Source organism: Bacillus sp. FSL R5-0512 (genome assembly GCF_038593295.1).
GTDB classification, from domain to species: domain Bacteria; phylum Bacillota; class Bacilli; order Bacillales; family Bacillaceae; genus Bacillus; species Bacillus safensis.
The window spans coordinates 2797638-2820910 of record NZ_CP151982.1; the positions used below are offsets into that span (position 1 = coordinate 2797638).

Here is a 23273-nt window from a genome sequence, read left to right on the forward strand (position 1 = left end):
TGGTCTCTATCACAAACAGGAAGAAAAACTTGTACATCATGTGGTTTGTGAACTTTTTTGTATCTGCGAGTATTACAATGATCGTCCCTTTTTTATCACTTTACATAGAATCTCTTGATAGCAGCTATTCAAATGAATTTGTTCAAAGATGGAGCGGCTATGTCTTTGGGGTCACGTTTTTAACAGCCTTCCTGATTTCTCCGATTTGGGGGCGGATTGGCGACCGGCATGGCTATAAAAAGATATTATTAATTAACGGTATTGGCATCGCCACAAGTATTCTATTAATGGGGCTTGTGCACACCGTGTATCAGCTATTTGCACTAAGGCTCTTCATGGGGCTTGTCACAGGCTTTATCTCGACTTCAATGGCACTGATTTCTGCACAGACTGAAAAGGCAACTGCTGGTAAAACCCTCGGAACGATGCAGATGAGTAATGTCGCCGGAGGATTGTTTGGTCCGTTAATGGGCGGATTCATGGCAGACAGCGTCGGATTTATTTATACGTTTTTCCTCACAGCGGCTGTCATTTATGTGTCAGCTATTGTGATTGTCTTCGGAGTAAAGGAACAGCCGATCCGGTCAAAAGAAGCAAAGCGAGTTTCTTACTCACGGAAGGATGTACTCATTCACATTTTCAAACAGCCTTTGCTTGTGGTCACGATGCTTTTAACGTTTATTACGCAGGTAGGGAACTTTAGCATACAGCCGCTTTTGGCTTTATACATTCATGATTTACATGGTCCTGTCAATCTCGCTTTTTATGCGGGGCTTGCTTTTTCTGCAACTGGACTTGGCAATTTGCTGTTCACGCGAAAATGGGGGGATCTCGGAGATCGAATTGGTCACGACAAGGTGCTGCTTGCCCTTCTCATCCTCTCCTCTATTTTATTCATACCGCAAGCGATGGCGGATTCGTACGTCATGTTAGTCATTTTCCGTTTCCTATACGGGATGGCACTTGGCGGAATTATTCCGTGTACGACGGCGTATATCCGGATCAAAGCACCTGCTTCTATGCAAGGGGAAGTGCTCGGATACAATGTCAGCTTCCGTTTTCTTGGGAATGTCGTCGGTCCGGTGATCGGAGGCATTGTGGCGAGTCATTACGGGATTCCAGCTGTCTTTTATGTCACTGCCGGCATTTTTCTGTTTGGCGCATTATTCTTATGGGCGGTCCGCTCGCATGCGAAGACGAATGAAAGGAGTGTCTGATCATCTTCAGATACTCTTTTTTCTTGCGTAAAAGCCTTATTCACTAGACTTCACGCCCATTCTTTTCTAAAAATAACCTTCTCGTATTCGCAAAAGAATGGTACGATATGGCTAGAAAATTGAAGAAAGTGAGTGACCTCATGTTTCGTGCAATTATTGGTTGGTTATTACTTGCTGCCCTCATCCCATTATTTGTTCTGACTTTTTATCTATCAAAGGAAGAAGCTGCAAGTGTAAAGCCTGTTAACGAAGTGCTTGATCAAAAAATCAAGCTGGAAAAGATAGATTTTTCCCAAAACAGTTATATGTATGACCGGGATGGTTCTCTTATCTCCGAGATCGTCTCAAACGATGAGAACCGGGTGTTCGTGAAATACGATAAAATCCCTGAACCTGTGAAGGAGCTGTTCCTTCGTTCAGAGGACCGCAACTTTTATGACCATAAGGGAATTGACTTTATGGGGGTTGTTCGTGCCCTTGCTGCAAACGTCAAAAACCATGGCATCAGCCAAGGAGCGAGTACGATCACACAGCAGCTGTCCCGCAACTTATATTTAAGCCATGAACGTTCATTCAGCCGAAAGTTTACAGAGCTGCTCTATTCCTATGAACTTGAGCGGAAATTCTCGAAGGATGAAATTCTCGAAAGCTATTTAAATACGATTTATTTCAGTAATGGTGTTTACGGTGTCGGTTCTGCGGCTAATTACTATTTTGATAAGCCGCTTAGTTCTTTAACACTTGCACAAATGGCATTTATCTCTGCTATTCCAAACAACCCAACACTGTATGACCCATTAAAGCAGTTCAAGCACACAAAGAAACGCCAAGAACGACTGCTTGGTATTTTGAAGAAAGATGGCGTCATCACCAAAAAGCAATACAAAAAAGCCGTCAAAGAAAAAATCAGCCTTTCTTTAAGTGAAAAGAAAAACCTATACCCTGACTATGTGACATATGCCAATGAAGAGTTTACCGATCTTGTGTCTGATCAGGAGGGCTTTACAAAACGATTGAAGAAAGCCAAAACAACTGAAGCGAAAAAGGCGATTCAAAAAGAATTATCCGAAAAGGTCAGTGCCCTGCTCCAGGATGGTGTGAAAATTTATACGGCGCTTGATCCTTCCTTACAGCAAAGAGCCGTCTATCAGCTCAATGCTCAATTGCCTTACCAAGGTGTGGAAGGCGGATCAGCCGTCATTAATCATGAAACGCATCAAATTGTTGCACTTGCTGGCGGGAAAAACTATAAGAAATTTGATTTTAACTACGCTTATCAAGCGCAAAGACAGCCTGGTTCTGCAATTAAACCGCTTTTAGACTATGCACCTTATATTGATCAAACCGGCGCAACGGCTTCAAGCACCATCAGTGCCGGCAAGTTTTGCAGCAGCGGATACTGTCCGCAGAACTATAATCATAAAACGTATGGTACAGTCACACTTGAAACAGCCTTTAAACATTCTTACAATACCCCTGCGATCCGAATGCTGGATACAGTAGGTGTCAAAAAAGGCTTCAGCTATTTAGAGAAGTTCTCATTTGAGCATATTGTAGCGGATGATTACCGCCTTCCTTCTGCACTTGGCGGATTTACGAAAGGCTTCTCACCGCTAGAAATAACAGATGCATATACCGTCTTTGGCAACCAAGGAGCCTACACACAAAGTCATTCGATCACAAAAGTGACAGACTTAAACGGTAAGACCCTTTACAAGTGGAAAGAGTCGCCAAAGCAAGTATATTCTCAGCGTACAAATGAAACGATGCGTAAGCTGCTTACCTCCGTTGTGAAAAGTGGGACAGGGAAAAAAGCGAATTTCAATGCCCCTTACATCGGTGGTAAAACAGGGACATCCAATGACTACAAAGATATTTGGTTTGTGGGACTGACAGATCAGTACACAATGGGTGTCTGGGTCGGAAGAGATAGAGGAACGGTCGAATCGATTTACAATTCAAGCCCGCACTTACGTATTTGGAAAAATACGATGCAATACGCCAGATAAACAGGAGGTTTGATTGCGATGCATTCAACACATCCACCCCATTTAATTTTATTTGACGGTGTCTGCAACGTGTGCAGCGGCGCTGTTCAGTTTGTGATTAAGCGCGATCCGAATGAACGGATGATGTTCGCTTCATTACAATCAGATACAGGGCAGCGTATTTTAAAGGAAAACGGTTTGCCTTTAGATGAGTTCAATTCATTCATTTATATCGAAAAAGGGACCCTGTATACGAAATCGACAGGCATCTTAAAAGCCGCGCGGCATTTAAAAGGAATCTACAGATGGAGCTATTTACTCCTTGCCATACCTCGCCCAATCCGTGATTGTTTTTATCAGCTGATGGCAAAAAATCGCTATAAATGGTTTGGTCAAAAAACATCTTGTATGATGCCTACACCCGATATTCAAAAGCGGTTTCTTTCATAAAAAAAGCATCCTCCATCATTGGAGGATGCTTTCTTTGTCTGCTTATGAAGGCAGACTTGCCATCACACTGTTATAAAGCTTAATAAATAAGTACAAAATACCGATCAAAAACGTCGCCCAAAACAGCAGAATAAACATCATAAACCCAATCAAATTCAGCATAGAAAGCGATTGATAAATGCGAACCACAACCCAGATAAAATAGACAAGACTTGCTAATGCAAAAAGTCCAACAAGCAGAATGAGCTGCTGCGTCAACAGAAATGCTAGCAAGCTGGCAAATAAATAAACAACGGATGCAATCCGAATTTTCTTTAAGTTCTCCCCTTCAGGGTCCTTAGCGAAAAAGAGCAGCGCCAGCTCTAATACCGTATCTGCAATCAGTTTTAAGGCAGATAAGATCATAAAATAAACAAGTGCAAAAGCAGCAAAGAGAGCAAGACGGATGCCCTGTTCTGAGAAAAATTCCAGCATTCCTTTTAAAATACCTGCTTGAGTCAAGAAATCAGTTGTGATACCTACTGTGAAAATCGAAAAAGCAGAGCTGAATAGTAAAATTGAAATCAGCGGAAAATATCCAGTCAAATATGTATTTTTCATAAATAGATCCTTTCTCATAAGCTCACATTTATTATGGCTCACTTAAAACGGATTGACAAGATGCTTTCAAAGTAAACTGACAGCAAAATCAAATTTATGATTTTGCACGTACATTCCTTCACAAACTTACATTTTCCCGTTAAAGTATTACTGTTACGAAAAAATCGTGCGTTAGGGGTATACTCGTGAAAAAAACTTTAAGACTGCAAACACGGCTGACGATCTTTGTGTGCATCGTTGTCCTGATCTCCCTTTGTATCACATTCTTTACGATATGGTCGGAAACAGCCAAGAACATCCATCAGCAGGAACGTGACATTGCTCTCTCTACTGCCAAAATGGTCGCAGAGGCACCGATCACCGCACAATCATTAGAAAATCATTCATATTCCGCATTACGAAAATATACAACAAGTGTTCAGCAAATCACCAAAACCGAATTCGTTGTCGTCATGGATATGAACGGTATCCGCAAAACACACCCGAATCCGCAGAAGATTGGAAAGCGGTTTGCCGGCGGTGATGAAAAAGCAGCATTACAGGGAAAAGAACATATTAGTACGGCTTCTGGAACACTCGGCAGATCCATGCGTGCTTTTGTTCCTGTTTATGATCAAAATGGAAAGCAGCTTGGAGCTGTGGCCGTCGGGATTACGTTAAAGGAAATTGACTTGATTATTCATCAAAGCTTACTTCCACTCTACTTCGTCACATCACTCAGCCTTCTATCTGGCATCATCGGGGCACTCATTGTGGCAAGAAAAGTGAAGAAGATTATGTTTGGACTTGAGCCGGATGAGATCGCCACATTGTTAAAAGAACGAAGCGCCATGCTAGAATCAACAAAAGAAGGGATTCTTGCCGTCGATCAGCACGGTAAAATCAAACTGGCCAATGCAGAGGCAAAACGGCTCTTTCATAATATGGGCATTATGGTTGATCCTAGAGAACAAGATGTTCAAACTCTCCTCCCTTCAAGCGGCTTAAAACAGGTCATTGAAACACGCAAGCCGCTGCTTGATCGTGACGTGAGAATGAATGGACTGGAGCTCGTCTTTAATGAAGTGCCAATTACGGTAAAAGGTGAAATTGTCGGAGCCATCGCCACCTTCCGTGACAAAACAGAAGTGAAACATCTGGCTGAACAGCTTAGCGGGGTCAAAATGTATGCGAATGCGCTCCGTGCCCAGTCACATGAATTTATGAACAAGCTGCATGTCATTTTAGGATTGGTTCAGCTCAAAAACTACGATGATCTTGGCACCTATATCAAAGATATTGCGATCTATCAGCAAACGGAAACAAATGAAATCATCAACCATGTGAAAAACTCTGTTTTAGCAGGATTTTTACTAGGAAAACAAAGCTATATCAGGGAACAAGGCGCTGCCTTGGAGGTTATTTGCAGCACACAAGTGCCAAATACGGAGGACCCGGCAGTGACGCATGATCTCATTACCGTGATTGGCAACTTGTTAAATAACGCACTCGATGCTGTTTCACATACTGACACGAAAAACATCTCGATCTCCTTCAGATACGTCCATGAGCAGCTTCACATTGAAATCACGGACACAGGTGTTGGTCTCACGAAAGAAGAACAAGACATCATGTTTGATCAAGGCTTTTCAACTAAAGGAGAAGACCGAGGGTTCGGACTCTACTTCGTTGACCAAAGCATCAAGAAATTGAACGGACATATGATTGTCACGAGTGAAAAAGGAGAAGGTACGACCTTTAGTCTCCGCATTCCATATAAACAAAAGGAGGATTCACATGATTAATGTGTTAATAGTAGAAGATGATCCAATGGTTGGGGAGCTGAACAAACGCTACCTGACCCAAATCGACGGCTTTGAGTTAAAGGGGATTGCCACCTCCTTTCAGCAGGCACTTGAAGTGTTAAAAACAGAAGTCATACACCTCGTCCTGCTCGATATTTATATGCCTGGTCAAAATGGACTGGCATTACTAACAGAAATTCGCCAGCAAAATCATGCCGTTGATGTCATTGTCATTTCGGCTGCAAATGAAGTTGATGTTGTACAGCAAACGATGCGAAACGGAGCAGTTGATTATTTAATTAAGCCTTTTGAGTTCGAACGATTCCAATCAGCACTGGCAGAGTACAAACGGAAACACGCCCTGTATCAATCCATGAACAGCATTTCGCAAAATGATTTAGATGCGAAGCTTTTTCATAAAAAAGCAGAGGCGGAAAAAGTCCTCTTGCCAAAAGGACTGACCAAAAGCACACTTAAACTCATCTGGACAAGCATTCAATCATTTGGCCAGCAGGCTTTCACAACCGAAGACCTAGCCAATCATACAGAAATCTCTCAAGTCTCCATTAGAAAATACTTGAAGTTCCTTGAGGATATCGAAGTGGTGGATGTTGAAATGGCATATGGGACAATTGGACGTCCTGTTTTCCAATATAAACTGAACACGAGCAATATGAATTTGATTCAGCAATATCTTTAAAATACTACATCTGACCTTTCACAAAGGCCAGATGTTTTTTTATGGCATACGATGTAACAAACCCCTTGATATCAGTAGTTCTGCTGTAGCGAAGCACATCACAAAAGCGGCATTATATCATATTTCAGCAGATAAAAAGACATCAAATAAACCCATTTAACATTTTTTTAAAAATAAAACAAATTTCTATTTATTTATTCGATCGGAAATGATAAATTATGATTGATTAGTTCAACGAGATATAAGTCTGATGTCTTACATCTTCTCTCCTGCCCTCCATAAGTTTCATGAGAAAGCAGGATAAAATACCCTCTTCAGAAGGGTGAGAAGAGATAGATCGGTCTTTTTTCGCGAGACTTTTCTGAAACTTTTAAATTTTATAGGGGGTTATGTTTTGAAGAAGCGCAAAATTGGACTAGCATTGTCCTTAGTCGTAGCAGCAGGAACCATCCTTGGAGCATGCGGCAACTCTGGCTCAAACAGCGGTGAAAGCAAAAAAGATAAAGATCAATTCACTGTTGCAATGGTAACTGATGTCGGTGGTGTCGATGACAAATCGTTTAACCAATCAGCTTGGGAAGGTTTACAAGCATTTGGGAAAGACAACAATCTAAAAAAAGGTAAAAACGGCTTTGATTACTTACAATCTAAATCAGATGCTGACTATACAACAAACTTAAACACACTTGCTCGTGAGAAATTCGACTTGATTTACGGAATTGGTTTCTTAATGGAAGATGCTATTTCTGAAATTGCGGATCAACGTAAGAAAAACCACTTTGCGATCGTTGATGCAGTCGTGAAAAAAGACAACGTAGCCAGCATTGTATTTAACGAAAACGAAGGATCATTCCTTGTGGGTGTTGCGGCTGCTCTTTCTACAAAATCAAACAAAATTGGATTCGTAGGCGGCGTTGATTCTGAATTAGTCAGAAAATTCGAAGTTGGCTTCCGCGCAGGTGTTGAAGCAGCTAATCCGAAAGCAAAAGTTGAAGTGAAATATGTCGGTGCATTCGATAAGGCTGACATCGGGAAAGCAACAGCTGAAAGCATGTACAAATCTGGCGTCGACATCATCTATCATGCTGCTGGCGGCACTGGAACTGGTGTCTTCACAGAAGCGAAAAACCTGAAAAAAGCAGATCCTAACCGTAAAGTTTGGGTTATCGGTGTAGATAAAGACCAGTATGACGAAGGAAAAGTACCTGGAACAAAACAAAGTGTCACCCTTACTTCTATGGTTAAGAAAGTAGACACAGCGGTACAAGACTTAACAACGAAAGCAAAAGAAGGTAAGTTCCCTGGCGGTGAAGTGATCACATACGGTCTGAAAGAAGGCGCTCTTGACATCTCTCCATCTAAGGAAAACCTTGATAAAGATGTATTAAAGAAAGTTGAAGAATGGAAACAAAAAATCATCAAGGGTGAAGTGAAAATCCCTGCAACACGTGATGAACTAAAAGATTTTAAAGCTTAATTTGAGCATCGGGATAAGCGCGCCTTATCCCCTTGCCTCTCCTTTACCTCCTCTTTATTCGTAAAAGGTGGTAAAAGAAAAGCTGCAGCCTCGTTTTGCAGCTTTTCTTTTGCTAGTTTTTATCTTCATCAGCACCCTAAAAAAGGAGCGGTTAAACCTGTGGATTATGTCATTGAAATGTTGAATATACGCAAAGAATTCCCTGGCATTGTAGCAAACGACAACATTACGCTGCAGCTAAAAAAGGGCGAAATTCATGCGCTGCTTGGTGAAAACGGCGCTGGAAAATCAACGCTCATGAACGTGCTTTTCGGACTGTACCAGCCTGAAAAAGGTGAAATCAAGGTACACGGAAAACCTGTGACCATCTCTAGTCCAAATGATGCTAGTGATTTAGGCATCGGAATGGTGCATCAGCACTTTATGCTTGTCGATACCTTCACTGTCGCTGAAAACATCATTTTAGGTAAAGAGCCAAAGAAGTTTGGAAAGATTGACAAAGAACAAGCCATACAGCAAGTACAAGAGCTTTCTGACCGCTATGGTTTGAAAATAGATCCTGCCGCAAAAGTATCTGACATCTCTGTCGGCATGCAGCAGCGTGCAGAAATTTTAAAAACACTTTACCGCGGCGCTGACATTTTGATCTTCGACGAACCAACGGCCGTTTTAACACCTCAAGAAATCAAAGAACTCATACAAATTATGAAAAACTTAATCAATGAAGGCAAATCCATTATTTTAATCACCCATAAGCTGAAAGAAATTATGGATGCCTGTCATCGCGTGACCATTATCCGAAAAGGCCAAGGCATTCGTACACTTGATGTGGCAAGTACAAATAAAGACGAACTGGCAAGCCTCATGGTTGGCCGTGAAGTGTCATTTAAAACAGATAAAAAAGCGGCTTCTCCTGCTGAGGAGGTTCTTCAAATTCAAGACCTCACAGTAAAAGACGCCAGAGGAATTGAAGCGGTCAAACAGTTGAACCTCTCAGTGAAGGCTGGCGAAATTGTCGGAATTGCTGGGGTAGATGGCAATGGCCAGTCTGAATTAATTGAAGCCATTACCGGTCTAAAGAAATCAGAATCTGGCACGATCATGCTAAACGGGAAAGCCATTCAAAATCTCCCGCCTCGTAAAGTGACCGAATCCGGGATTGGACATATTCCTCAGGATCGTCATAAACATGGACTTGTACTCGATTTTTCAATTGGAGAAAACATTTCCTTACAAACGTATTATCAGCGTCCTTATTCAAAATTCGGATTATTGAATATGAAAAATATTTATCAAAAAGCAAAACGAATCATTGCGGAATATGACGTCAGAACACCGAGTGAATATACAGAAGCGCGCGCTCTGTCAGGCGGTAACCAGCAAAAAGCCATTATCGGCCGTGAAGTTGACCGCAATCCTGATTTATTAATTGCCGCTCAGCCGACACGTGGACTTGATGTTGGTGCGATTGAATTTGTTCATAAACGTCTAATCGAGCAAAGAGACACAGGCAAAGCCGTTTTGCTCATCTCCTTTGAGCTTGATGAAATTATCAATGTCAGTGATAAGATCGCTGTTATTTTCGAAGGCAGCATTGTCGCCATTGTTGATCCAAAAGAAACAACAGAGCAAGAGCTTGGTCTATTAATGGCTGGAAGTACGCAACAGGAAGTGGGGAAAGAAGCAAATGTCTAATCGCTTAACAAATCTGCTGATTCCGCTTATAGCCATTGTACTTGGTCTTTTGGTTGGGGCCATTATTATGATGGCAAGCGGTTATAGTGTCATCGAAGGCTATAGCGCCCTTTGGAATGGCGTTTTCGGTGAAACCTATTATATGGGAGAAACCATCAGACAAGTAACACCTTATATTTTATCAGGGCTTGCTGTTGCCTTTGCATTTCGGACAGGCCTGTTTAATATCGGTGTAGAAGGTCAAATGCTTGTTGGCTGGGTAGCCGCTGTATGGATTGGAACAACTGTCCATGCACCTCTATATATTCATCTGCCGCTTGCACTCATCACCGCAGCTGCTGCAGGTGCTTTATGGGGCTTTATTCCTGGATTTTTAAAAGCTCGTTTTTATGTGCATGAGGTCATCGTTACTATCATGATGAACTACATCGCCCTTCATGTCACAAACTATTTAATCTCAAATGTCTTAACAGATAATAAAGATAAAACAGATAAAATCGATGCCACTGCGTCGCTCCGCTCTGGATTTTTTGAGCAGATCACTGATTTTTCCCGAATGCATAACGGTATTTTTGTTGCCATTATTGCTGCGGTCGTAATGTGGATCATTATTCAAAAAACGTCTAAAGGGTTTGAATTACGAGCAGTTGGTATGAACCAGCAGGCATCACATTATGCTGGTATGAACGTTCGCCGCAATATCATTTATGCGATGCTCATTTCAGGTGCTTTTGCAGGTCTTGCAGGCGCTATGGAAGGTCTTGGTACATTTGAATATGCTTCTATTAAAGGCTCGTTTACAGGCGTAGGTTTTGATGGAATTGCCGTCGCTTTATTAGGTGGAAATACGGCTGTTGGTGTTGTCCTTGCTGCATTATTGCTTGGTGGATTGAAGGTCGGTGCATTAAATATGCCGCTTGAATCAGGCGTACCGACTGAGGTTGTTGATATTGTCATTGCGATCATCATTCTTTTCGTCGCCTCAAGCTATATTATCCGTCTTGTGATTCAACAAATGAAGAAAAAGGGGGGAAAATAAGTGGGATTTCTGCAAATACTTGAAATCATCGTCCCAGCTACACTTGTTTATGCTGCACCACTTATTTTAACCGCTCTTGGAGGCGTCTTTTCAGAAAGATCAGGTGTCGTCAATATCGGTCTTGAAGGGTTGATGGTCGTCGGAGCATTTTCAAGCATTATTTTTAACTTATTTTTTGCTGATACGTTTGGAGCCTTGACCCCGTGGCTTGGGCTTCTCGTCGGAATGGCTGTTGGCGGTTTGTTCTCACTGATTCATGCAGTGGCGACCATTACCTTCCGAGCTGATCAAACGGTCAGTGGTGTGGCGATTAACATGCTGGCACTTGGCGCTACATTGTTTGTCGTCAAACTGATTTATGGAAAAGCACAAACTGATAAAATTACAGAGCCTTTCTATAAAGGAGATATCCCCCTTTTAAGTGACATTCCGATCATTGGTGATATTTTCTTTAAAGATGTTTATTATACGTCCATACTCGCCTTAGCTCTTGCGGTTGTTGCTTGGTTTGTTTTATTTAAAATGCCGTTTGGTCTTCGTCTTCGTGCAGTCGGAGAGCATCCAATGGCAGCTGATACAATGGGTATCAAAGTGTACCGGATGCGTTACATTGCTGTTTTCATTAGTGGACTGTTTGGCGGTCTTGGCGGAGCTGTTTATGCCTCAACGATCGCGCTTGATTTCTCACATGCCACCATTACTGGACAAGGCTTCATCGCACTAGCTGCGCTTGTATTCGGTAAATGGCATCCATTTGGCGCAATGGGCGCTGCTTTATTCTTTGGATTTGCTCAAAGTTTAAGCATCATTGGCTCTCTCCTGCCACTGTTCCAAGATATACCGAATGTGTATATGCTCATAGCACCATATGTGCTCACCATTTTAGCACTTACTGGCTTCATCGGACGTGCCGATGCACCGAAAGCACTTGGTACGCCTTATCTAAAAGGAAAACGATAAATATGATGTATGATCAATCCCCTGAAGGACAAACTACCTTCAGGGGATTTTTGTATGATAAAAAACTCAAAAACTCCTGTTTATTTTACTTTTATTACACTTATTTTAGTTTAATAAATAGAAGAGTGTCATTGAATCTTCTACAATTGAGACAAATAGCATTTGGGGGTGTTTATGTGGCTAATGCACAACAATTGAAATCGATTACAGACGATTCTGACAATAATAAAAGCGTTTTCCGTAAGATCATGTCTTGGAAAATTGGTGTTATTGATCTACCTGTGTATTTAGTACTTGCAGCGATTATTTTAACTGCCGCTTATTTTAATAAAATTCCAGCAAATATGCTTGGTGGTTTCGCTGTTATTATGATTTTGGGGATTTTCCTTGGAGATGTAGGACAACGTATTCCAATCTTAAAAGATATTGGTGGACCGGCGATTCTTTCTTTATTCGTACCATCGTTCCTGGTCTTTTTTAATGTTCTGAATCCGAACTCATTGGAAGCGGTTACGTCTCTTATGAAAACGTCGAACTTCCTTTACTTCTATATTTCTGCTCTTGTAGTAGGTAGTATTCTTGGGATGCAGCGAACTGTTTTAGTACAAGGCCTTATTCGTATGTTTGTTCCTCTAGTTGCAGGTACAATTGCAGCTGTGAGTGCTGGTATCCTTGTTGGCCTTTTAGTTGGTTACACACCGCATCATTCATTCTTCTTTATTATTGTACCGATTATTGCCGGTGGTGTTGGTGAAGGGATTTTGCCATTATCTATCGCTTATTCACAAATTCTTGATGTGTCAGCAGAGTCATTAATTTCTCAATTAATTCCTGCGGCTGTCATTGGGAACGTCATTGCCATTATCTGTGCTGGCGCAATGAAAAAGCTTGGTGAAAAACGTCCTGAACTGAACGGGAATGGCCGTCTTGTGAAATCTAAAGAAGCAAACGAAATTTTCGAGCAGCCAGATATGGATGCAAAAGTTGATTTCGGGTTAATGGGTGCTGGTGTACTCGTTGCTTGTACAACCTTCATCTTTGGTGGTTTGTTAGAAAGCTTTGTTCATATTCCAGGTCCAATCTTAATGATTGTTCTTGCTGCTTTAATCAAATACTTAAACGTGATGCCTCAGCATCTTCAAAATGGCTCACAGCAGTTCTACAAGTTTGTATCAAGAAGTTTTACATGGCCGCTAATGGTTGGTCTCGGTATTCTGTACATTCCACTTGATGATGTAGCAACTGTCATCTCCATTCCATTCGTATGCGTATGTATCGCTGTTGTACTCGCAATGGTTGGTTCTGGTTACTTCGTTGGAAAACTAATGAACATGTATCCAGTAGAATCAGCTATTGTCACTGGCTGTCACAGCGGACTTGGCGGTACTGGTGACGTTGCCATTCTTTCAGCTTCTGGAAGAATGGGTCTTATGCCTTTCGCACAAGTATCTACACGACTTGGCGGAGCAGCAACAGTCATCTGTGCAACGATCTTACTCAGAATGTTTAGTTAAACATTCACACATAAAAAGCATGGGCTCTCACATGGACCCATGCTTTTTTTATATTTCTTTTCTCCTATAGGATCTTATTCATCAGCTAATACAATTCGTAAATATTCCCTGGGCTGAAAAGGATACAGCTTGGTTTCTTGATAGCTCATGTGAAGAAGATGCTCAGAAAACAGCGGCCATTCACTCCCGGCCTGCCACCTTTTTTGATCATTTCGGTCGATCAAGAATGCTCCTCCTAAAATCGTGCAGAATAGGCTTAAGCTGATGGCGATCTTTCGTTTCATTTGATCAGCTCCTTTAAGAAAAGCATGTACGAAAAACAAAACAATATACAATGAGTATCATTTTTGATAAAATTATTTTGTGGTCAAAAGAACCTAAAACAAATACAGTTTGCTTGAAATCGTTTCAAACCAATGCACTATGGCTGTATTTACGCTATAATTTTAATTACCAGTTCTTTAGAACGTGAATTTATATTGATCAAAGGAGGTTCATTTTCTTGCAGCTTATTCACTTCGCCATCCTATCACCTTTTTTACTCGCTTTTGTTGTACCTTTCCTTTACAAATATGTGAGGCGTATACATACAGGATGGTTTGTTCTCATCTTGCCGATTCTTTTATTTACCTATTTCATCCAAATGTTACACATCACTTCGAATGGACGAACGCTTTTCTCACAGGCTGAATGGATTCCATCTTTAGGGATGAATTTCACTGTGTATGTCGATGGTCTCAGCCTGTTATTTGCTTTATTAATTACAGGTATCGGCTCACTAGTGGTGCTGTACAGTATTTTCTACTTATCAAAGGAAAAAGAACAGCTTGGCTCTTTCTACACGTATTTGCTCATGTTTATGACCGCGATGCTGGGTGTCGTTCTTTCTGACAACATGGTCGTTCTATACTTGTTTTGGGAGTTAACGAGTATCTCTTCCTTCCTCTTAATTGGGTATTGGTATAAGCGGGACCGCTCTAGGTATGGAGCAACAAAATCACTGCTTATTACTGTTTTTGGCGGATTAGCTATGCTTGGCGGCTTCATCCTCATTTACCTGATTACTGATTCATTCAGTATTCGTGAAGCAGTGAATCAGCTTCAGCTCATTATGGCATCACCTTACTTTATCCCTGCCATGATCCTAATCTTACTAGGTGCCTTTACGAAATCAGCGCAGTTCCCATTCTATATCTGGCTGCCTGATGCAATGGAAGCACCGACCCCTGTGAGCAGTTATCTGCATTCTGCTACGATGGTGAAAGCCGGTATTTATCTTGTTGCCCGCTTCAGTCCAATCTTTGCTATATCAGAGGTATGGTTCTGGACCATTTCCATCGTGGGACTTGTCACATTATTCTGGGGATCATTCCACGCCGTCCGACAAAACGATTTGAAAGCCATTCTGGCCTATTCGACAGTGAGTCAGCTCGGCATGATTATGCTCATGCTTGGCGTCGGCGCAGCTGCGATTCATGAAAACAATCCTGCCTTTTTTGGCGCAGCCGTTCTTGCAGCTATTTTTCACCTCATTAACCATGCTACGTTTAAAGGCAGTCTCTTTATGGCAGCTGGTATTATCGATCATGAAACAGGAACTCGTGACATTCGGAAATTAGGCGGATTAATGACGATCATGCCGATTACCTTCACCATTACGTTAATCGGTACATTTTCAATGGCCGGATTACCGCCATTTAACGGTTTCTTAAGTAAAGAGCTATTTTTCACAAGTATGATACGGATTTCCGATATCAGCTTTACGGACGTTTCAACATGGGGTGCCATCTTCCCAGCACTCGCTTGGCTCGCTAGTGTCTTTACGTTCATTTATAGTATGATGCTCCTCTTTAAAACTTTTAGAGGCCGTCTGAATATAGACCAATTGGAGAAAAAACCGCATGAAGCACCGATCGGCATGCTCATTCCGCCCATCATTCTAGCTGCACTTGTGGTCACCTTCTTCTTTTTCCCTAATATTCTTGCCTATTCTGTCATTGAACCCGCAATTGCGGCGATCATTCCTGAAGCGATTGAAACAGGAAGCCGGTTTTCTGTAAAAATTGAAGCATGGCATGGCTTCCAGCCAGAACTCTATATGACAATAGGTGTTGTTGTACTCGGCACAATCGGCTACTTGACGCTTTCAAAATGGCGTCCAATATACAACATCTTTAAGGAAAAATGGTCATTTAACGCTTTATACGACCGCTCTCTTATCGGTTTGGAAAAAGGTTCATACCGCCTGACAAACAGTTATATGACTGGTTTTCTTCGTGACTATCTTGTCTATGTGTTTGGGTTCATGATTATCGTCATTGGCGGCGTGATGTTTTATCAGCAGGCCTTTTCATTTCAAACAGATCAGGCTGCCTCAATTGGCACGTATGAGGTGATTCTTTCACTTGTGATGGTGGCGGCGACGATTGCCACAGTATTCGCAAGCTCACGATTAACAGCTATTATTGCTCTAGGTGTCATGGGCTACACGCTGTCACTATTCTTCGTGATTTTCAGAGCACCTGACCTTGCGCTGACGCAGTTGATTATTGAAACGATTTCAGTCGCACTGTTTTTGCTTTGCTTCTATCATTTGCCGAAGCTGAGCTTAAAGCAAAAAACGAGAAGATTCAAAATGACCAATTTCATCATTTCTTTAGGTGTTGGGGTTGTTGTCACTTGTCTAGCCTTCGCTTCCACAAGTCAGCAGTCACTTGACACCATCTCAACTTACTTTATTGAAAACAGCTACAAACTTGCTGGCGGTGACAATATTGTTAATGTCATTCTTGTAGATTTCAGGGGCTTTGATACCCTTTTTGAAATTACCGTGCTCGCCATTGCGGCACTTGGTATTTATGGGTTATTAAAAACACAAGTAAAACGGAAGAGAGGTGTGCGGCGATGAGAAAGATTGATACGAATGATATGCTTTTGCAAGTCACAACAAAAATCACAGCATTCATCATCTTGCTTTTCTCCCTTCACCTATTTCTTGCAGGACATAACAATCCTGGCGGCGGATTCATTGGCGGCCTGATGAGTGCTGCGGCTGTCGTTCTTCTGCTTTTAGCCTATGATCTGAAAACAGTAAGACGCATTTTGCCATTTGACTTTATTTATGTAACTGGAGCCGGTTTGCTCGTTGCGATCCTGACAGGTATGGGATCCTTTCTATTCGGTGCACCTTTTCTATCCCATGCATTTGATTATTTTCAATTACCGTTTTTAGGAAAAACAGAACTAGCGACAGCCGTCCTGTTTGATATCGGTGTGTATTTGGTTGTTGTCGGTGTCACCATGACCATTATTCAAATGATTGGAGAGAAGGAATAATGGAATTTCTAATGTCTATTATCGTCGGAATTATTTTTATGGCGGCGACCTATTTGATGCTGTCAAAGAGCCTTCTGCGGGTCATCGTCGGTACTGCTGTTTTGAGTCACGGCGTCCACTTGCTTCTTTTAACAATGGGCGGTTTAAAAAAAGGAGCGCCTCCCGTTCTAAAAGAGGGGCTCACATCCTATGTAGATCCATTACCACAAGCATTAATTTTAACAGCCATTGTCATTGCTTTTGGTGTGACATCCTTATTACTTGTCATGGCCTTCCGTGCCTTCCAAGAGCTGCGAACAGATGACATGGATCAAATGAGAGGAAATGATCAGCATGAATAATCTCGTGATCCTGCCTATTTTAATTCCATTACTAGCTGCTACACTGTTGATCTTTATGAATAAAAACATCATGCTGTCAAGAGTCTTTAGTGTCTTGGCATCTCTTTCAGCCATTATATGTAATGCATATTTGGTTCAAACGATTTTCACAAATGGGATACAAACCCTTTATTTGGGCGGCTGGAAAGCACCATTTGGGATTGCCCTTGTGGCCGATCAATTTGCTGCACTCCTTGTACTGACCGCTTCCGTTGTCGGGCTTGTGACAGTCCTCTTCTCCTTTCAAACGATTGGGAAAGAAAGAGAGCGTCTCTTCTATTATTCTGGCGTACAGTTTTTGTTAGCTGGCGTGAGCGGAGCCTTTTTAACGGGAGATATTTTCAACCTGTTTGTATTCTTTGAGTTACTGCTGATGGCATCTTATATGCTTATTGTATTAGGCGGATCAAAGCCTCAGCTTCGTGAATCACTCAAATATATTGTGTTTAATATCATCTCGTCGGCATTATTTATTGTCGGAGTCGCCTGTTTATATGCAGTGACGGGTACGCTCAATATGGCTGATTTAAGTGTGAAAATAGCTGAATCAGGGCAAACAGGGCTAATCACTGTTATTTCCATCCTGTTCCTCATTGTATTCGGCTTAAAAGCTGGGATCTTCCCGCTTTATTTCTGGCTGCCAGGATCGTATCACGCGCCGCCAGCAGCGATTTCAGCTCTATTTGGGGCTTTGCTGACAAAGGTTGGCTTATATGCGATTGCCAGAGTCTTTACATTAATTTTTATACACGATACAGGCTTCACCCATACACTCATGGCGTGGCTTGCCGCACTGACGGTGATATTCGGTGTGATAGGCTCGATCGCCTATTATGATGTACAGAAGATCGTGATTTATAACATTGTCACAGCTGTTGGGGTCATTTTGTTTGGATTTGCAGCCAACACACCTGCATCACTCCAAGGTGCCATTTATTATCTCATTCACGACATGGTGATCAAAGGGGCTTTATTTATGCTGGCAGGTGCCCTCTTTGTGTATGCTGGTACAAATCAACTGAAAAAAATGGGCGGACTGATTCAATCCCAGCCTCTATTAGGATGGATGTTCTTCATATCGGCTTTATCGCTTGCAGGAATTCCGCCGCTGAGTGGCTTTGTTGGAAAACTAAAAATTGTGGAAGGTGGATTTTCTGCTGGACACATGACGTTTTCTATCCTGGTCTTACTGTCCAGTCTTCTTGTCCTCTACTCTATTATGAAGATTTTCATGTCCGCATTTTGGGGCGAGGAACAGGATATGCGAAGAAGAAAGCCGTCAATTAAAGGAATGGTGTACCCTGGCGTACTGCTTGTCGTCTTATCGCTTGCCATTGGGTTAGGGACAGAGTTCATTGCCCCTTATATCAATCAAGCAGCGGAAATGCTCTCTACACCAGAAAAATATATTCAAGCTGTGCTGAAGGAGTAGATGAACATGGCCTTTCAAATATTACTAAACGCACTCCTCGCCTTTACATGGATGTTTATGAATGATACATACAGAGCCGCAGACTTTGTATCAGGTTTTGCATTAGGGATGATCGCCATTTTTATGCTGCGCCGATTTTTCCCGCAGCGTTTTTACGGCTATGCCCTTTATGCGATTTTCAAGCTGATCATCATTTTTATTCGCGAGCTGCTTCTTGCCAATTTAAGTGTATTAAAGACCGTATTATCTCCAAAGCTCACGATTAAGCCCGGTATTTTCGCCTTTCGTACGGACTTGAAAACAGATTGGGAAATCACCATACTGGCAAATATGATTACATTGACACCAGGTACACTAGTGATTGATATTTCCGATGATCGGTCCATTTTATACATTCATGCAATGGATATTGAAGATGCTGAAAAAGCCATTCATGATATCCGGGTTTCATTTGAAAAAGCGATTCAGGAGGTGAGCGGTAAGTAATGGAACTCATTTTGCAAATGTCACTTGGCATTCTTGCGCTGTCTACTTTGCTTTTTGTGATACGAGTGATCAAAGGTCCCTCTATTCCTGATCGCGTGAGTGCACTTGATGCGATAGGAATCAATTTAATTGGGATGACAGCCATCGTTTCAATTTTACTGAAAACCACTGCATTCTTTGAGATTATTTTACTGCTCGGCATCCTTGCCTTTATCGGTACTGTCGCTTTTTCCAAATTCCTTGAGAAAGGGGAAGTGATTGAAAATGATCGTCATCGCTAAAGCCATCGTGATTTTCTTTATCCTGCTAGGCGCTATCCTCTGTTTGATTTCAGCCATTGGTGTCCTTCGCCTGCCGGATGTTTACACACGTATGCATGCTGCATCAAAAGCATCGACCCTTGGCGTTGTTCTGATTTTAGTAGGTGTGTTTTTTCACGAATGGTTTCTTGCAGGCGTTATTTCTGCAAAAATCCTTCTCGGGATCGTATTCATCTTCCTGACAGCACCAGTCGGCGCGCACTTGATCGGAAGAGCCGCGTACAATACTGGTGTTAAGCTCGACAAGCGCAGTGTCCAAGATGATTATGGCGGTTTCCGTAACTTTGTGATTAAGCGAAAAGAAGATTCTTATTTATAAAAAGCAAAAAAGAATGGCCTGCCATGTTGGGCCATTCTTTTTTTATCGCGCAACAGCATACAAAAAAAGTTTCCGCTGCACCGGGAGCTTTTTTATATGCGATCAATGACAGCAAGTGTGCATCTTGACGTACAAATGTGCCGGTCTCGATCATCTTTTATATCGATTTGAAATACCATTGTACGCCGTCCTACATGTACTGGAACAGCTGTCGCTGTCACCACTCCATCGCGTACAGATTTTAAATGATTGGCATTGATTTCAATACCTGAGCAAACTTGCTGCGTTAAGTCCAAATGAGCAGCAGCCCCCATGCTCGCCACTGTTTCTGCTAGAGCAGCAGATGCTCCCCCGTGCAGCAGTCCAAATGGCTGTTTTGTTCTGTGATCGACTGGCATTGTTGCAACGCATCGTGATTTATTGCACTCTACAATCTCAATGCCTAGTGCCTCAAGCAGTGTATTTGATCCGCTCACATCCATTAAGGCCCTCTCCCTTCACACGTTTACAGCACACTTTCAGACTTGGCAATTAACACCGCTTCTGTACGAGATCCAACATTCAGCTTATTAAAGATGGATGTCAAACTGTACTCAATTGACCGTTTGCTCAAATGAAGCACATCGGCAATCTCCTGGTTCGTGTATCCTTTTTCCACTTCTCTAAGGATCAAACACTCCCGTTCGGTTAAGAGCTCGTGATCAGTCTGCTGCGCCTGTTCTGGCTTTTCTTGCTGCTGTGAAATTAATTTCTTTAAATAGGACAGCTGAATGACAACTTCCCCTTGCAATGTGCGGTGTATGTATTCAATAATTTTGTCTTTCGTCTCTGTTTTGCTAATTGCACCGTGTAATCCAGCCCGAATAGCCTCTTCAAAATAATCATCTACTTCATACCCTGTATAAATGATAATTTTCACTTGATGGTTGGTTTCTAAAATTTGTTTCGCAATGTCCATTCCATTGATATCCCCGAGATTTAAATCCATTAAAATCACATCATAGATGGAAAAGTCATGCGTCTTTAAAAAGGCGGCTTCTGCATCAGGACTTAAACAATCGACTGATAGCTGCTGGTCTGATTCTAATATGCTTTTTGTCCCTTCCATGACAGCCGGATGATCATCAATGACCAATATCTTCTTCATGTCTTCCTCCCTTTAAATCACTCACTTCCATTTTATATAAAAGACTTGGCTGATGCCAAGTCTTAATCCTTAATAAATCGTTACAATTCCATTTCAATTTTCACCTTGAGCCCTTTTTCCGGGGCTGTGTGAATTTGAAGCTTTCCATTTAACGCTTTCACTCGTTCTCTAATTCCCGACAGACCCATGCTCATTGTGTGCTGATCAAGATGACTGGCATCAAAACCGACTCCATCATCCTCATAGTGAAGAACAACCTGATCTTTAATACAAATCAGCATCACTAACACTTGAGTGGCTTTTGAGTGCTTCAGGGCGTTGGATAACAGCTCCTGAACAATTCGGTAAATATTCAGCTGTGAATCAATATCAATGTCCAATTCTTTATCAAAGCGTGTCGTATTCAGCCTAATATGAAACGGTGCTTCCTCCTGGATTTGAGAAGTCAGCTTCGATATCGCCTTTACTAAACCTAAATCATACAGCAGCTGCGGCCGAAGCTCATGACACGTTTCTCTCGTCGTTTGAATCACTTTGGACATTTGATCATTCCATGAGATAAGCGAATTTTCAATAGATGTCGGGCATTGGTTGTTTTGGAAATTCGTTAAAAACATCTCCGACTGCCTTTTTAGTGATATCAAGTCCTGCAGCACGGAATCATGAAGATCTCTCGCTAAATCTGAACGCTGCTTTTCTTCCATAGCAAACATGATTTTCTTCAGCCAGGCAGGATTGGCCTCGCGCTGCTTCAAATCGTCAAGGTGCTCCATCAATTCTTCGATTTTAACGACATTTTCCAAACTGACACTTGTATAAAAGGCCAATGTTTTCAGCCAAGAAATCTCATCGCGCGACAATTTCGGTGTCCGTAAATTAGATAAACAGCAAATCACAAAAGAGTGACCGCCCCGCTCACCAATTTTCATCATAAACCCTTTATCAAGCGCAATGATTTTCCCGACTTCATCTAATATATCTTGAAATTGATCCACATACTCTTTCCATAGCTCGCTATCTCCTGTTGACTCATCAATTTCAACAATTTGCCCATCAGCCTTCACCTCAAGTACAAAGGCTTTATTAACAACAAGCACTTCTAAAATGGTGTATTTCAAATGGTATAACACTTGGTGAAGTGATGACGCCTCACGAATGAGCTGCGTGAATTTAAACACACTGTCCTGGTAATTATGCTTCTCTGAAAAACGCTTCAGACGAAAACGGAAATCTAGAATTTCTTTGAAATAAAAAACAGCCAGCATGAGAGTATAAGTGATTAATGCGAGCTTCAATGTGTACTTCAAATCTTCTGGTTTCTGCAAAATGTAAAACGTGACTACAACGAAAATGGTTGGTGTGATGGCTAGAAAGCCATAGTATCTCAGTCTACTAATTAGAAAATCCATATTGTAAAGTTTGTTCGTCATAAATTGGTACACGAGTGAAAAAGGAATTAACAAAACGATAGATGTCAGGATAAAAGGATTAATCAAATACTTATCAAAAAATACATAGGGAATAACGAAAAATAAAATAAATGGACTGAACGACAAAACATTTATAATAGCAAAAAACTTTAAAACTGAACCATGTGCTGTTTTTTTATATCTCTTCATCCCTCTGACTATTAAATAAAGTGCTACTAAAACTGTTCCGAAAAAAAACAGCAAACTGATGCTTGGAACATATTTTCTCAATTCAGATGACACCGAAACTCCACTATGTACTGCAAGATTAAAAATAGGTATCAAGTATAAGCATCTGATTAGTTTTGGGTTCGTTAAGTGCACATCAAATTCTTTGAAGTATTGATAGATAAAATGAATATATAAGATGGATACACTCGATAAACACAATAAGAGAACATAATGGCTAAATCTATCACCAATTCCTGAAGTACCTGCACTCAGATATCCAACACAAATTGACAATAAGAATAAAATTAATAAAAATGCAGATTTTCGTTGCGGCTCTTTGTTGATTTTAATAATAAAAAAGATACAGAATAAGCATATTGAATATAGAAGAAGAGGGATTAAATAGATAAATAAGCTTTCTCGACCAATCAATGTTTTATTTTTAAGTGATATAATTTGGTTTCCTCTTTGAATATCAATTCTTTGTACATTTCTAAGCTTACCATTAATCATATGATCTTGAATTAAATTAGATTGTCCGTTTATTTTTAAAATAATATCTCCTTCTTTTAACCCTGACGAATAAGCTAAAGAAAGATATTCAACGTCAACAACTTCCGTTTGACCATTTTCATTCTTTTCTACACGTGCACCATTAAAAATATCAAATACATAGATATATGAAATATAGATCACAAATAAAAAAGACAAAAACACAAGAAATGTGGACAATTTTGTATAGGTAAGCTTCATGTTTAAAACATCCTTAAGAAAAGATCATTAAATAAT

At 41.2% G+C, this 23273-nt stretch carries 22 protein-coding genes; 17 read left to right on the plus strand and 5 right to left on the minus strand.

What is annotated here, in order from left to right; translation table 11 throughout:
- Positions 1–38: 38 nt before the first annotated feature.
- The 3 genes from NSQ25_RS14500 to NSQ25_RS14510 all read left to right on the plus strand — a co-directional run bounded on the left by NSQ25_RS14500 (position 39) and on the right by NSQ25_RS14510 (position 3655).
- Entirely contained in the window at positions 39–1217 is a 1179-nt protein-coding gene (locus NSQ25_RS14500) for an MFS transporter (protein ID WP_251027195.1), read from the plus strand.
- 107 nt (positions 1218–1324) lie between these two features.
- Positions 1325–3226, plus strand: a complete 1902-nt coding sequence (locus tag NSQ25_RS14505) for a transglycosylase domain-containing protein (protein ID WP_046313357.1) — start codon at positions 1325–1327, stop codon at positions 3224–3226.
- A gap of 18 nt (positions 3227–3244) precedes the next feature.
- Positions 3245–3655: a thiol-disulfide oxidoreductase DCC family protein gene (locus NSQ25_RS14510; RefSeq protein ID WP_326135718.1), complete on the plus strand. Its 411-nt coding sequence runs from the start codon at positions 3245–3247 to the stop codon at positions 3653–3655.
- A 42-nt stretch (positions 3656–3697) separates the two neighbouring features.
- Here NSQ25_RS14510 and NSQ25_RS14515 read toward each other — a convergent pair whose 3' ends face one another.
- The gene (locus tag NSQ25_RS14515; RefSeq protein ID WP_024423305.1) at positions 3698–4255 is read right to left on the minus strand and encodes a YufK family protein; all 558 of its coding nucleotides are present in this window, start codon (positions 4253–4255) and stop codon (positions 3698–3700) included.
- A 185-nt stretch (positions 4256–4440) separates the two neighbouring features.
- On the opposite strand from NSQ25_RS14515, the gene malK reads away from it, so the two are divergent.
- From malK to NSQ25_RS14550, 7 genes are all read left to right on the plus strand, one after another.
- Positions 4441–6039, plus strand: coding sequence for a malate sensor histidine kinase MalK (gene malK, locus NSQ25_RS14520; RefSeq protein ID WP_024425933.1), 1599 nt, complete (start codon positions 4441–4443; stop codon positions 6037–6039).
- Positions 6032–6739, plus strand: coding sequence for a response regulator (locus NSQ25_RS14525; RefSeq protein ID WP_024423307.1), 708 nt, complete (start codon positions 6032–6034; stop codon positions 6737–6739). The genes malK and NSQ25_RS14525 overlap by 8 nt, the downstream gene beginning before the upstream one ends.
- Before the next feature lie 394 nt (positions 6740–7133).
- Positions 7134–8216: a BMP family protein gene (locus tag NSQ25_RS14530; protein WP_326135719.1), complete on the plus strand. Its 1083-nt coding sequence runs from the start codon at positions 7134–7136 to the stop codon at positions 8214–8216.
- A 159-nt stretch (positions 8217–8375) separates the two neighbouring features.
- Positions 8376–9911: an ABC transporter ATP-binding protein gene (locus NSQ25_RS14535; protein ID WP_046313354.1), complete on the plus strand. Its 1536-nt coding sequence runs from the start codon at positions 8376–8378 to the stop codon at positions 9909–9911.
- Positions 9904–10950: an ABC transporter permease gene (locus NSQ25_RS14540; protein WP_326135720.1), complete on the plus strand. Its 1047-nt coding sequence runs from the start codon at positions 9904–9906 to the stop codon at positions 10948–10950. The genes NSQ25_RS14535 and NSQ25_RS14540 overlap by 8 nt, the downstream gene beginning before the upstream one ends.
- Positions 10951–11910, plus strand: coding sequence for an ABC transporter permease (locus NSQ25_RS14545; RefSeq protein ID WP_024423311.1), 960 nt, complete (start codon positions 10951–10953; stop codon positions 11908–11910).
- A 176-nt stretch (positions 11911–12086) separates the two neighbouring features.
- Positions 12087–13424, plus strand: coding sequence for a 2-hydroxycarboxylate transporter family protein (locus tag NSQ25_RS14550; protein ID WP_039181105.1), 1338 nt, complete (start codon positions 12087–12089; stop codon positions 13422–13424).
- Between the two features lie 74 nt (positions 13425–13498).
- Here the strand turns inward: NSQ25_RS14550 and NSQ25_RS14555 are convergent, their stop codons facing one another.
- Positions 13499–13708: a hypothetical protein gene (locus tag NSQ25_RS14555; protein WP_024423313.1), complete on the minus strand. Its 210-nt coding sequence runs from the start codon at positions 13706–13708 to the stop codon at positions 13499–13501.
- A 218-nt stretch (positions 13709–13926) separates the two neighbouring features.
- On the opposite strand from NSQ25_RS14555, the gene NSQ25_RS14560 reads away from it, so the two are divergent.
- Genes NSQ25_RS14560 through mnhG form a run of 7 tightly spaced genes read left to right on the plus strand, consistent with a single transcriptional unit; the run spans position 13927 to position 19697 of the window.
- On the plus strand, positions 13927–16332 hold the full coding sequence (locus NSQ25_RS14560; RefSeq protein ID WP_034282561.1) for a Na+/H+ antiporter subunit A: 2406 nt from the start codon (positions 13927–13929) through the stop codon (positions 16330–16332).
- Positions 16329–16760: a Na(+)/H(+) antiporter subunit B gene (locus tag NSQ25_RS14565; protein WP_024423315.1), complete on the plus strand. Its 432-nt coding sequence runs from the start codon at positions 16329–16331 to the stop codon at positions 16758–16760. The genes NSQ25_RS14560 and NSQ25_RS14565 overlap by 4 nt, the downstream gene beginning before the upstream one ends.
- Entirely contained in the window at positions 16760–17101 is a 342-nt protein-coding gene (locus NSQ25_RS14570) for a Na(+)/H(+) antiporter subunit C (protein WP_024423316.1), read from the plus strand. The genes NSQ25_RS14565 and NSQ25_RS14570 overlap by 1 nt, the downstream gene beginning before the upstream one ends.
- A complete protein-coding gene (locus NSQ25_RS14575) occupies positions 17094–18572 on the plus strand; it encodes a Na+/H+ antiporter subunit D (RefSeq protein WP_326135721.1) in 1479 nt (492 codons plus the stop codon). Before NSQ25_RS14570 ends, NSQ25_RS14575 begins: the two co-directional genes overlap by 8 nt.
- Positions 18573–18578: 6 nt before the next feature.
- Entirely contained in the window at positions 18579–19058 is a 480-nt protein-coding gene (locus tag NSQ25_RS14580; protein WP_024425941.1) for a Na+/H+ antiporter subunit E, read from the plus strand.
- Complete coding sequence (locus tag NSQ25_RS14585; protein WP_024425942.1) at positions 19058–19339, plus strand: Na(+)/H(+) antiporter subunit F1; 282 nt, start codon at positions 19058–19060, stop codon at positions 19337–19339. Before NSQ25_RS14580 ends, NSQ25_RS14585 begins: the two co-directional genes overlap by 1 nt.
- Complete coding sequence (gene mnhG, locus NSQ25_RS14590) at positions 19323–19697, plus strand: monovalent cation/H(+) antiporter subunit G (protein ID WP_024423320.1); 375 nt, start codon at positions 19323–19325, stop codon at positions 19695–19697. Before NSQ25_RS14585 ends, mnhG begins: the two co-directional genes overlap by 17 nt.
- 92 nt (positions 19698–19789) lie before the next feature.
- Here mnhG and NSQ25_RS14595 read toward each other — a convergent pair whose 3' ends face one another.
- The 3 genes from NSQ25_RS14595 to NSQ25_RS14605 form a co-directional block, all read right to left on the minus strand.
- Positions 19790–20179, minus strand: coding sequence for a hotdog fold thioesterase (locus tag NSQ25_RS14595; RefSeq protein ID WP_024423321.1), 390 nt, complete (start codon positions 20177–20179; stop codon positions 19790–19792).
- 23 nt (positions 20180–20202) lie between these two features.
- A complete protein-coding gene (locus NSQ25_RS14600; RefSeq protein WP_034282566.1) occupies positions 20203–20844 on the minus strand; it encodes a response regulator transcription factor in 642 nt (213 codons plus the stop codon).
- Positions 20845–20924: 80 nt separating this feature from the next.
- Positions 20925–23237, minus strand: a complete 2313-nt coding sequence (locus NSQ25_RS14605; protein ID WP_120207602.1) for an ATP-binding protein — start codon at positions 23235–23237, stop codon at positions 20925–20927.
- Between the last annotated feature and the right edge of the window lie 36 nt (positions 23238–23273).